A 13,207-nucleotide genomic window follows, 5' to 3' on the forward strand; every position below is an offset into this window, starting at 1 on the left:
CTGGACAATATGTATGCGCGATAACACCGCCCGGAAAAACCTGCGTATTCACTCTTTGTTTTCTTCAAGCGAAAGCATAAATTCTAAATAGCACTTTTTCTTCGTGAAATGATTTTCATCCAATAATTTTTTATAGCTTGAAATAGCATTAAATAAAATCTGAAGATTCTCCTCATCGTAATGGTCTACATGGAAATATACCAGTTCATTGTTGACATACTTCTCTAACGATCGAATTAAATTCTCATCCAATCCTTGATGACTTTCCGGAAGTGCTAGTAGCGATGCAAGCTCTTTTTTAAATTCGTCCTCCCTTCGTTTCAGATCGCTCAGCCTCGCTTCAATAGCAGCAAACGGCACCGTTTGAAAAATAAACTCAGTATTCTCCACCATCTCATTATACCGTGCCTGTCCCTCCCCATAATTTTTATCGAATGTGGCAAAGTCATTATATTTTTGCTCAAACTCTTTACCCTTTCCCTGTAAATCGGCCTGCAGTAAAAAGTAAGCATGGATCTGTTGATTATAATCGGTAATTTTCTGCTCTGTAGCAGCTATAGTATGTTCAATCCGCTGAAGTAACTCAACCGCATCTGCGGGTTGATATTTCGTACCATCATAGTCAAATGTTTTTAATTTCAGCTCACCCTTGCTAATTGATTCAACGACATATTGATCATTTTTCAAACTATTAAGTTCATATAAAGTATCCACTTTACTATCGTCAAATAATTCTTCAAAAGATTGCTTGATTGGTTTTTCAAAAGGTGGAGTGCCTTCTTTCAGAACAGGATGGTTGTAATCGTAGAAATCATTGAACTTTTGATCGAAAGCATATTTATTCATTTTACTTTCAAAATCGGCTCTAAAAGCTGCTATTTCTAACATGGAGGGATTCTGTTCATATTGTACACCTGAGAGTAACTTATCAGAAATTGTGTGCGCTACCGCAGCAGCATTGGAAAGCAATTCAATGGCCGGTTCATTTCGGATTTCCTGCTTCACAATATTAAGTTTTTGCAATGCCTTTACCCGATCTTCATCGGATGGATGCGATGACCATTGATTTTCAAGATTTAGCTTCGATTTATCATATTTTTTTAACGTTGACAGTTCAATCTGTGGAAAGCCATCCCGCATTTGGTATTTATTTCGCTCGGCAAACATCAGCATAACATACCTGTGCTCAGGATAAATATTACTGCTCCGGATATTTTCCGAAAATTTGCCATCATAGAAAGTAAGTACATTATTGAGCGCGTGATTTGCAAAGCTTAGCCGCAGCAGTGAGTCTGCCAAGGCCTGAGAGCCAGCAACGTTTGCAGCAATTTCATCCGCATGAAACTCCATCTCACGAGACAAGGCGAGATAATTGAGATTAACATACGTATAGAGATGCTTTAGAATATTTTGAATCTGTTGAATAATAAAAACCGACAGGCTAATAAAGATCGCCGAATAACCACTGATATTTCCCCATTTCTCAAACATATTGTCAAGCGATTCGTTCTTATACAGCATGTTGTAGATAATTTGATTGACGTGGTAAACATAGCTCCCCACTTTCATGCTCTTCTGCGAGAAATGCCCAAATTCATGGGCAAGAATAGCCTTTAATTCTTGCTGCGTGACCGAATTTACTAAACCAACGCCAATCTGTAAATTCTTTCGAATGGGAAGGAACATACTCCAGAAATTCGAATCATAAAACACAGATGCATTGACATCATGTGACAGAAAAACTTTCTTTGGAAAACTTGTATGAACCTCATTCACCACTTCATGGATCAAGGCAAATAATTGAGGCTCGTCGCGTTCAGATATTTGCGTAAGATGACCCGTCTCCACTTTTGTTGACGCAAAAACAAATTTCAATAAAAAGAATAATATGGTAAGTCCCGAACCGAATAAACCCAAACATAACACGGCTGTTAAAAACATAGGTTTAGATGCAAATATCAATACACCTAATAAGGTAAAACCAACAGTAATACCTATTGCGAGAATAAGTAGAATAATATAAGTGATTGCGAAGACAATAATGGATATTATTGTTTTACGCGCATGTTTCTTAAAGTTTGCAGAGACTTGTACTTTCATAAACCTGTTAATAAAGAAAGGGTTAATAGATAACATAAATCTATTAAATAAAATTCATTTACCTAAAGGTTTATAAAAGATAAAAAACAAAAAAGATCAACTGTTAACCACAAGGATCAACAACAGCGAAGTTCGGCGATGAGTCGGCTATTTAATATCCCTTTTCTAAAGAAACTTCATTAAGTAAAGAACGCCCTTCGCTCATCCTTATATAATTATCCACAACCTGTTCAACCGAGGATCTTATGTTGGTTCTGCTAGCCACATGAGGCGTTATAAAAATAGATGGACAGTCCCAAAATGGATGATCTTGCGGTAACGGCTCTTTATGAAATACATCAAGATAAGCCGCCGCAATTTTTTTCTCGGCAATTGCATCCAGTAAATCATTTTCTATGAGATGTTCACCTCGACCAACGTTAACTAATACAGCTTCTTTTCGACACAAATTGAATAGGCTATGATTTAAAATTCCTTTTGTTGCATCTGTCAAAGGTAGGACATTAACAACAAAATCTGCGTCTTCTACGGCGGCGCTAAGTCCATCCATTCCGGTAAACGAGCTGACACTCTGTAGATTTTTAGGCGAACTAGACCATCCGTTTACGTTAAATCCCAACTGAGCTAACCGTTCTGCCACATAACCGCCAATTTCCCCTAAACCTAAAATAGTAACCTTAGTTTCTCCAATTGATTTGTATAACAAGGGACGCCAATGTTTCTTTTCTTGTCCCTTTATATACGCCGAAAAATTCTTCATCGCATGCATCACACAAGTTAAGACGTGCTCAAACATATCGCTTTTCAACATGGGATCTATGATCCTGCAAATATGGAGATGTGCGGGTATATCGCTGGGGAACAAATGATCGATGCCTGCGCCTCCAGACTGGATAACTTTTAAATTCGGGAAATAGGTATAATAGTTAGCTTCAGGTTTCCAACAAAGCGCAAATTCGACTTCCTCATAATTTTCTATCTCAGGATAGACCTCTATCTTTATTTCAGGTAAATGTTTGGCGATCTCAGCCTTCCACTCTTCGGCTCTACCGCTATTCAGTATCAATGCTATACTCATATTTCGTTCGTTTACACGAAAATAACATTTATCCTAAAAAAGACAATGGACTTATCCTAGAATAAGTCCATTGTCTTTTTGGGTTGATTCAGCTACCGGATAGCATCCTTATTCAAGAAGAAAGATGCTATTTATAGCCTGGATTTTGTTTCAGGTTATCTCCGTCTTTATTATTCAGCTGAATTTCAGTTAGTGGAATAGGCAATAAGACATTATAATCCTGAAAACCAGTCGTTATCTTATTTGCTGGACCGGAATCACCGTTAAGTAAAATACGTTCCTTCAATTTATTCATTCTGACTAAGGTCATTCGCCGATTTTCCTCTGAAATCAGTTCACGAGCTCTTTCGTCTAGAATAAAATCAATCGTTAATTGACTGGCAGCGACTTTTCCCAATTGATTATTACTGGACTCCACACGTGCTGCTTTGAATGAGCGGTCTCTCAGTTTATTGATATCCTCTGCGGCACCTGCGGTATTTCCCTGACGCAAACGAGCTTCAGCCCGCAGCAAGTAGGTTTCTCCAAATCTCATGACAGGCCAATCTTTTACCAGTGCATAGCCAAAATCGTCTAATGGATCATAACCGCCCCATTTCGTTGGAAAAGGATACCACACTTCCAAACTATCGGTTCGGAAAGGGACAACTTTATCCCCTGTTTTGATGACAGCATTTTTAATTCCGGCACCTTTTGCTACCCGAAATCCATCCACGTCAACACCAATTTCTGCACTAAAGTTTGGACGATTGTAATTCGTTGTACGTCGAATATTGAAATTACTATTTCTGATATCTCCCTTTAGACCTTGCCAGACCTTATACTTCATAAAATTGCTAAGTCTTAACCGGCCATTTCCTCTTCCACCCAATGAATCGGCATTAACCATCCCATCCCATTTGTGATAAGCCGGCTGCCATACCCGACGTTGTTGAGGGTTATCAATAGTACCACCATTTACTTCTCGATTCAGCTCTACTTCAAAAGTCCAGATCGCCTCGGTGTTTCCCTGTCCACGACGCATATTACCCTGCCGAAACATATCTCTAAAATAATCACCGCCTTCGGACAGATATTTTCCGTAACGTGCTTCGATCAGTTTATAATTACCGCCATCGATTATAGCCGTTGCCATTGCTTCTGCCTGTGCCAAATAGCTCGCATCCCGCATACCTATTCGTAAAAAAGCTTCTGTAGCAAGCTGTCTTGCCATATCTTTGTTAATGCGGCTAGGCGCACTGGCTTTTCCAAGATCAGGAAGTTCTTTAATAGCATAATCCAAATCCTCGGTTATAACTTTGTCAATTTCTGCGACCGAGGTCCGTGTATAATTAAATGAAGGTACTTTAATCGAACTTGTCAACAGAGGCACATCACCCCAAAGGGTAACAAGCATATTATAGGCATAAGCGCGAAAAAATCTTGCCTCGGCAGAAGCTTTCGCATTACTATCCCCCACGCCATCTATCACAAGGTTTGCATTATTAATAAATGCATAACATTTTTCCCATAAAAAGCTTACGCCTCCATTTTCGGAGTTCAGATCGGCATACTGATAAAAAGGATTTTCGACTCCCTCAGTTGATCCAGCGCTGGTAATATCTGTCCCAATCTGCCAACAGGAAAGAAATCCTTGTCTGCCACTATATCCCCAGAGCTGCGCAAAATTGTAGTGTAAGCCTAACAATCTGTTCTCAACCGTAGTCGGATCAACATTGGTAGCGTCGTAACTTGAATAAGGTTTTTCGTCCAAATAACCTTTACCACAAGAACTTGCTCCTACGGACAACAAAGCCAGCATGGAAAATAAAGTTTTATAATTGTTTATCGTCTTTTTCATGTGTATATAATTGATTTTGAAAAATGATGCGGGATCGTTAAAAACTAAGGTTAATCCCTAAAACATAAGTCCTGACCATCGGATAGTTAATAGCATCGTTCGTGGATCCACGTGTAATATCGCGCGCCTCAGGATCCCAGCCCAACCAGTTGGTCCATGTATACAAATTGCGACCACTAGCATAGACTGTCAGCCCCTGTACACCAATTTTTTCGACAAGCTGTTGCGGCATTGTATAACTTAAGGTCACATCTTTCAAACGGGTGAAGCTCGCATTTGAAGGGAAACCATAACCATGGATATTGGAGTGATTACCCAAAGAACGCCATTCATTACTTTTGTTTTCCGGCGTCCAATAGCCCAGTGCTGCTGGTGTACTACGACGTCCCATCTCATCCGACGCTCCGCCAATCTGCGGATTATTACGTAATGCCCCTTGCACAGTATTGATAAAAACATTGAGCGTAAACGCCTTATAAGTAAGCGTATTTGTCAAACCGGCAGTCCACTTCGGTGCAGTCTGTCCCAAAACAGATCGATCGCCGTCATCAATTTTTCCGTCAGCATTTAGATCGGCCAATTTAAGATCTCCCGCTTGCGCAGCATCATCCCAACCTTTATTCGCACCAGACGCAATCTCATCCTCCTGCCAGATGCCAACTTTCGTATAATCATAAATGACACCTACGGGCTGACCAATAAACCATCTATTGCCCAAATCCTCCTTACCATTGCCATATACTTCGGTAATCTTATTTTTATTACGGGAGAATACCAATGTACTTGACCAGTTAAAATTATCCTTCACAATATTTTTTGTATTCAAGGTCAGGTCTATACCAGTATTCTGCAGTTTACCCATATTGGAATATACATTCACAAAACCAGTTAATTTTGGCAAAAGTTGTTGCAGTAACATATCATAAGTACTGGATTTATAGACATCAATACTACCGGAGATCCGATTATTAAATAGTCCAAAGTCGACACCAGTATTTAAACCTTTCGTTTTTTCCCACTGCAGATTATCATTGCCCATCAACGTACGAATATTTAAGGCAGTCGTCGATAGACCATTCATTGCCATAGGATTCGAATTCATTAAGAATTGGGTCTGATAAATACCAATTGCCTCATTTCCAGAAAGACCATAAGAAATACGCCATTTTAAATTACTGACAATATGTTTGGTGTTTTGCATAAAGGATTCATTGTGAATATTCCATGCCGCGGCTGCGGATGGAAAAGCACCATATTTATTGTTTCTTCCGAAAACAGATGCACCATCCCGCCGAACGGTCAAGGTCAACATATAGCGACTATCATAAGCATAATTTAAGCGACCCATTTGTGAAATAGAACGGTATAAATCTGCAGTAGATGAAACTTTTTGCGTTGAAGCAGCCCCCAAATTTCCCCATCCTAATGCATCGTTAGGAAATACCTCCCCTGTTGCAATCGCCTGTTGCCAATACTTACTCTTTGCGGCATATAGCCCCGTGAAGTCAATATGGTGCTTACCAAAGTCTCTGGTATAAGTCAATATATTCTCCACGGTATAGGATTGTGTTTCACTATTGGTAATACGTCCGAGCCCAGCAAAATTATACACCGATTCCCCTTCGTATTCATTGTTCCTGACAGGTACATAAGAATAACCTGCATTCAATTTATACTTTAATCCAGCCAGTGGCTTATATAATTCACCAAAATTTAATTCTGCATAGCCATTCAATGAGATATTAAATTGTCGGCGTTGTGGATCCAGGGTAGTTGGCAACAATGGATTGGACCATAATTGCTCCGAATACATAGGGTACTGAGTCAACGAACCATCTTCGTTATACATTCTAGCATAAGGACTCATTGCCGCTGCCTGCAAAAGATTCGCCCGGCCGCCATCTCTATTGTGTGCAACGATAAATGAAGATGTACCTACAGATAGATATTTGGTGGCCTTAAAATCGGTATTTGTCCGAAAAGAGTAACGTTTGTAATTGTATCCCAATAGTACCCCTTTTTCGTTTAGATAGTCTCCCGAAACAAAATACTTTGCATTTTCGCTTCCGCCCGACAAACTTACATTATGATTTTGCACAACTCCAGTCTGCATCACTGCATCCAACCAGTCTGTTGTCACACCATTTGAATAATTGTCATATTCATATTGGTTCCTTACCGGGCCACCGTTGTATAAACTTGTATTCGTAATCCGTGCATACTCCGCATAACGCTTCAAAAGCTCTTCACCAGAAACCGGTTCGAGGATATGCGCAACATTCTCCACACCGCCGTAACCACTATATCGTATCGAGGGCTTTCCTGAAACCCCTCTTTTTGTGGTAATCAGAATGACACCATTAGAGCCATTGACGCCGTAAATCGCTACCGCAGATGGATCTTTAAGTACTTCGACTGATTCTATATCATTGGGATTGATATCGTTAATTGACCCATCTGTACGCGACAATGGAATTCCATCTACTACGATGTAAGGTTCAGAATTTGCATTGATCGAGTTTCTACCACGTACCTGTGCAGAAGGAGCATCTCCCGGGATCGATGAGGCCTGGGAGACAGTCACATTGGACACAGCCCCCTGAATCGCCTGCATCACATTGTTCACAGGAATTTTTGAAAGACGGTCTTTGGGAACTGAGGCTACTGATCCTGTTATATCCGATCTTTTCTGGCTACCATAACCCACCACAACAAGCTCTTCCAAAACATTTTCTGAAGGCAAAAGTGCAATGTCTAAATTGGCCTGCTGCCCAACCGTAATCTGCTTTTCCTGAAACCCAACCGATGTGATGATTAAAGTACTTCCAGCGGATGCTTGAATCACAAAATTCCCTTGAGCATTTGTCTGTACCGTTTCAGTCCCACCTTTGACACGAATTGTAACGCCTGCAATCCCCTTTCCTGAAGTATCTTTAATTATCCCCTTCACATTTGTGCTTTGCCCATAACTGGACATAGCTATCAAAAAAAGGCTATTCAATAAAAGTCCCCTTTTTGTGTATCTGTTATAGTAATGATTTAACATAGTTTATTTAATAATTGATTTGGTTAGAATATTATTTTCTAAATAATTCTGGAATCAACCTAGCAATGCCAGAATGTCCATTGGATATTTTTCTCAATTTGGATTCATAGCTTGTTGTTTATAATTGGTGTTCTTGTTTTACTGGAAAATAGCGCGCACATTTTCCGTGTAAACAAGCAAATAATTTCGTCAGACAATACCGTTAGACTTAGGACAAAAGTAGCTCTGAAGTGAAATCAGTGTGTTTAATTTTAGTTCAATTGAGTTGAAATTTACTTCAAAACACCGAAAAAAGCCGCTATCGAACCTTTTTGCGATTCTATTGAGGCTGCACTACTGCTCACGATTGAACCACTCGAAAAAGAAGATTCAAGCCTTGTGAGCCACAGCTAATTGAAATAAAACCGTAGAAGAATACCTTTAAAATTAAATAACAAAGGGGCAGTCCAATTCTGGACTGCCCCTCCCTGACATCAAAGCAGTACTTATTTTATCAAGGTATCAAACACTTGTCTTTCTCCATTTTGCCAGCGGATCTCCACTTTCTTATCCGTCGCTTTCAATTGTGGAAACAGCTCTTCATTTGCCCATTTTTCCCCTGACTTCTTCCACAGCTGCAAAGTGACATACCATTGTTCCCGTGGTCTCCCCTCCCTTACAAAACAGTTCAAAACGGCACTCTCTTCGGCTACAGGATGAAGCCCATGACAACTTATGCTTTCCATTCCCTGCCAACCCATTAATCGCACCATAGCCAATTGGTACTCACCGTTATCTAAAATCATCGCCTCCTGTCCTTTATACTGAAGTTTATACGTTTGAATGGGCTTATCTTTCCATTTTGGAAGGGCGTAGTGTCCTAAACGGAAGACCAACGGTTTGTCGGAAAGGACTTGATCACATCTCAAAAATCCATTTGCCAATGTCATCTCCGATAAGGCCAAATGTACCGTCGTGTCCGAGGCTAAGGTAGCCAAACGACGATATATTCTCCCCTCATAACCTTTAAATTGATAGATACGAAGTGGTTCCCATTTCTTCAAACCGTTTTGAAAGGTGTAATTCATTGAAATTTCTCCGTTTTTTCCATCGGCCTGCCAAGGAAATGCACTGTTATAGGACAACTTATTATAATTTTCTGTTCCTTGGTAATAGCCCATTTTCTCGCTTGAGTTCGAAGAACGAATTTCAGAAGCACCGATTTTATCATAATCAGTTATGAGGATTTCAGCACCTTTAACATAGGTATTTAATGTCTTGGCTTCAGGAATTTGATTATCCCACGCACCTAAATTTTCCGGTGCCGTCCAAAACCTACTACTTTTAGGAACTAAAAGACCTAGAAAAAACTTTCCTAACCAGTATGCGCTTCCCCGGCAGCTATACTCCTGTACTGCAGGATCAAAAGCACCATAAAAACCAAGATTTGGAACACCATCTGAAAGAAAATCGGGGTTTTCTAAAAACTGTAACAGCGTGCCGGATGCAATTCTTCGCATCCAACCATAATTAATGGACGGATCATCCAATAACCCCAATAACGGAAAGGGTACAGCGGCCCCCATACGATAAGAAATACTACGTCCCCACATAATCATTTCACCATTGCGGCTGAATAAATAAGGATAGCTTTTAACAACGTCTTGTAGGTTCGCCTTAAATCTAGCTGCAAGTTCAGGATACATTGTCGCGCCATAGCTATTTGCCCAAAGTGTCCCGTAGAGCTGAAAGGCCCACATGCTGTAGTAATCATAATATGGACTGTCATTATACCAACCATCGCCATGATAGTCCTTTAAGCATTTTTCTAACAGATCCCTGAGATAATCTTCTCGAACAGCATAGCCTCTACTTTTAAAAAAACTTAGAATCATAACATTGAAAAAGCGCCAATTCATCTCAATTGTTGGTCCATTGCCATAACTTAGCATGGTCTGTGCAAGTGCATTTTTGGTATGTTCCGGCAAAGGATCCCACAGCACTTCCGGAGCGGCCATTAGTGCGACAGCTAAACCACCAAACTCCACCAGCTTTTGACTTGGTCCTCCATCTGCGGGAAGTGGGGCAATATAACTTTCAGAACTCTCATTCAATAGACATTCCAGTTGATGCCGATAATAATCCGCCACACGAATATCTCGAATCTTATAGTCAGCATTTTCCTTTAAAAGGGGGACAGCTATGAAAAGCGTGCGGCACAGCCCCTCTAACCGTTCCGTTTCGTTGTGCACCCCATCTCTGGGATAGCTGCGTCCAGGCTGCTTGGCAAATAACATGGGATCATTAAGATCCTGAACCTTCGAAAAAGCACCCTCTAACAAATAGGATGCCGCATCCAACCAATGCTGGCGTGTCAGGCCAGTATACTGACTTCTTTTAAAATCTGGATTTTTCAGCTCAAAAACCGCTTTTTTCTGCGCCCGTACAACAGTTCCGAACATAACAAAAAGCCAAACTAACATCAAAATTCGAGGCATTCGCTGTCTTATTTTCATATTTTTAGTTTCTCCATTTTTTTCTAGCTTTATCGTGCCATTCAAGCACTTTAACGGTTGTCGGAGCGGCTTCCGATAACCCCTCACCATCTTTTTGGACCGTAGCCTGTACGAATAGTGCTATCTTGCGCTTTTTTTTCCAAAGCTCGGTATCGTAAGTAGGTTCCCAAGATCCCACAGATTCATCACAAAGATCAACAAGATCAGTTGCTTCTTGCTGCATCCCCTCTAAGGTCAGAATAGATGGCCGATATCCCCGTTCCTGGTCTCGAAAGATCAGCGTTAAGGCAGTTCTATTGTCTTTGCCCCGGACCAATATTTGCGGTCTAGCGATAGGAATCTCTTTCGTTCCACCACCACTTAAGCTAAATGGGGTCTTTCTAAAATCAAAAGATCGGACTTTCCATTCCCCATCCTGCAAATAAATAACTTTATACTGCGGAATCTGAGATCCTGGATCACGCCAATAGCTTGCTATAAAAGGATTTCCCTTGTCGTCAGCAGCAATTGATGTCTGATTAATCAGTTCGTGCTGCTGTGGGATACGAGCTGCATATTCTACGGTAGAGGCATTTATAGGTAGATTATATCTCGTTCCATTACTGCGCTCCCAGGTTAATCCGCCATCTTTTGAGCAGGCATAAGCCATATCATGATTGCTTGCCACATCCGGGCTTTCACGCCAGACCCAGGATAGATGTATCGTTCCCTGATGATCGACATAACTTTGCCAATACGCATTTCTCTTTCCTTCACCATCAATCAAGTTGCTATGAATACGTTTCCATTGCTGCTGTTTCACATCATAGCTATTCACCACGAGATTGCCGTTGCCCGATCCCCCGTCTCGATATAGAAATAACAACTGGCCATTGGGGAGTTTTAAAAATTCGGGGTAAGTCACTAGTGTCTCATCTCGACCTACCATAACCTGCTCGTAACCAAGGACGAGGCTATTTGGATGAAGAGAACGTGCATACCTCAATCGACTGTTATGCTGATCCCAGCATACGTGAAGATATCCAGCCTTATCCACCATGATGCTGATAACATTGTGCGCATCTTTGGCATGGCCGGTATAAGCGGTACGGCGTAGCTGCCAAGCTTTCCCCGATAGCAGACGTCGACCTAAGACGACATATCCCTCGTCGTCATAATAAGCTATATACTGATATTTACGGTCGCTTGTTAAGGAATTCTTGCGAAATACAGCCGTATTAACCGTATTCTTTGCCCATCCGCTCCCAGCTATTGTTTCCTTAATTTTTTGTCCCTGCACCTGACAGAGAAATAATAGGGATGTACAATAGAGCGTCCCTATTCTTAAAATTTGACTAAGATATCTTTTCATTCATTTTTTAAATTGAGCCCACGCCCCTCGTTTCATCGATGCTGTATTAGCGAATGCCCTTGCTATGGTCGGAGTTCCAATCCTGTCCTGACCAGATACGTTTGGCACTCCAGTCGGTAACTTCACTTGTCCAGAAAGGATCATCATCTGGCAGCCCTAAAGGCAAAAAAATCACCGAACAGAGGTAAGGACTTCCTTGATTGTTATAAGAGTCGGCGAGACCAGGTTGACTGCCGTACATGCCCAATGTCAACCAGCCATTTTCATATGTACTTGGATTCTCTGTCGTCTTTTTTAATACAGCAGACAGAGCACCACGCACCTGCCCGTTTGTCAGTTCTCTTGGAAGCCGCTTCTTAAATGCCATGTCTGCCAAATGATGAAAGGCTGCTGCCCGATAAATTACGGATCTTCCTGTTGGAGGAAAACTACCGTCGGCATTGATCAGCCGCTCTTGAATAATAGCATAACGTTCGTTTCGAAGCTTGATTTTCGCAAACATGTTATCGTAGTTCTGGGTTTTCAATTGGATCAAATCCATGATACCCGCCAAAAAAGGATGAATAACATAACTATTATAATAATCGAAAGCATACTGTGGACCATCCATATACATACCATCACCAACATACCATTGCTCCAATTGCTGCAAGGCGTAGTCGACACGCATTACATCCCAATCCTCCGAATATTTGGCTAAGAACACCTCATTCATCGCCGAGAAAAGCAACCAATTTGAATATGCTGGACGAAATTGCCGCGTAATCTTTATCGATGCAATCAAATTCTTTCTGGTTTGCTGATCAAGGTGATCCCACAGCCATGGACTTCGTATAAAGCCTAAAGCAATAAAGGAGGCATCCACAAGCTGTTGCCCCCCGAGATCAAAACGCATAAAATCCCGTGCATTACTATCCAATGCATTTTTAAGTGCTTGAATCGTCCAAGTTCTATATTGATCACGTAGTTTTCTTTCAGCCACAGAACCACCATTCAGTGAAAGCCAAGGGGCTATACCTGACAATGCTCGTCCCAATACCTCAACATATTGTACCTTTATACGATGCTCCCTGTTATCCACACGATTTGATGTCATCTGAGGCATGTTTAATCGCAGGCTATCATGCGCCAAACTCCGCAAAACCGGACGCAACATACGGTCCATTTCCTGAAGCCAAAAAGTCCTTCCTGTCTCCTTATTATCCGTAGATTTCTGCTTTACAATTTGCCCGCGGACAAATTGAACCGCCAACAGCAACAGGAAAAAAAGTATAATTCGCATCTTAATTTTCATAGT

The 13,207-nt window shown here is 41.1% G+C and carries 7 protein-coding genes; all 7 read right to left on the reverse strand.

Annotated elements, in window-relative coordinates; translation table 11 throughout:
- Positions 1-48: 48 nt before the first annotated feature.
- The 7 genes from B3C94_RS00280 to B3C94_RS00310 all read right to left on the reverse strand — a co-directional run bounded on the left by B3C94_RS00280 (position 49) and on the right by B3C94_RS00310 (position 13,204).
- Positions 49-2,100, reverse strand: a complete 2,052-nt coding sequence (locus B3C94_RS00280; protein ID WP_293897301.1) for a M48 family metallopeptidase — start codon at positions 2,098-2,100, stop codon at positions 49-51.
- A 151-nt stretch (positions 2,101-2,251) separates the two neighbouring features.
- Positions 2,252-3,178 carry a 2-hydroxyacid dehydrogenase gene (locus B3C94_RS00285; RefSeq protein WP_293897303.1) on the reverse strand — a complete coding sequence of 309 codons (927 nt, stop codon included), beginning with the start codon at positions 3,176-3,178 and terminating at the stop codon, positions 2,252-2,254.
- A 127-nt stretch (positions 3,179-3,305) separates the two neighbouring features.
- Complete coding sequence (locus B3C94_RS00290) at positions 3,306-5,018, reverse strand: RagB/SusD family nutrient uptake outer membrane protein (RefSeq protein WP_293897305.1); 1,713 nt, start codon at positions 5,016-5,018, stop codon at positions 3,306-3,308.
- A 37-nt stretch (positions 5,019-5,055) separates the two neighbouring features.
- The gene (locus B3C94_RS00295) at positions 5,056-8,064 is read right to left on the reverse strand and encodes a SusC/RagA family TonB-linked outer membrane protein (RefSeq protein WP_293897306.1); all 3,009 of its coding nucleotides are present in this window, start codon (positions 8,062-8,064) and stop codon (positions 5,056-5,058) included.
- Between the two features lie 485 nt (positions 8,065-8,549).
- On the reverse strand, positions 8,550-10,559 hold the full coding sequence (locus B3C94_RS00300) for a DUF2264 domain-containing protein (protein WP_293897307.1): 2,010 nt from the start codon (positions 10,557-10,559) through the stop codon (positions 8,550-8,552).
- 4 nt (positions 10,560-10,563) lie between these two features.
- On the reverse strand, positions 10,564-11,910 hold the full coding sequence (locus B3C94_RS00305; protein WP_293897308.1) for a BNR repeat-containing protein: 1,347 nt from the start codon (positions 11,908-11,910) through the stop codon (positions 10,564-10,566).
- A gap of 46 nt (positions 11,911-11,956) precedes the next feature.
- A complete protein-coding gene (locus B3C94_RS00310; protein ID WP_293897310.1) occupies positions 11,957-13,204 on the reverse strand; it encodes a DUF2264 domain-containing protein in 1,248 nt (415 codons plus the stop codon).
- Between the last annotated feature and the right edge of the window lie 3 nt (positions 13,205-13,207).

The sequence above is a fragment of the Sphingobacterium sp. UBA5670 genome, assembly GCF_002420705.1.
Classification (GTDB): domain Bacteria; phylum Bacteroidota; class Bacteroidia; order Sphingobacteriales; family Sphingobacteriaceae; genus Sphingobacterium.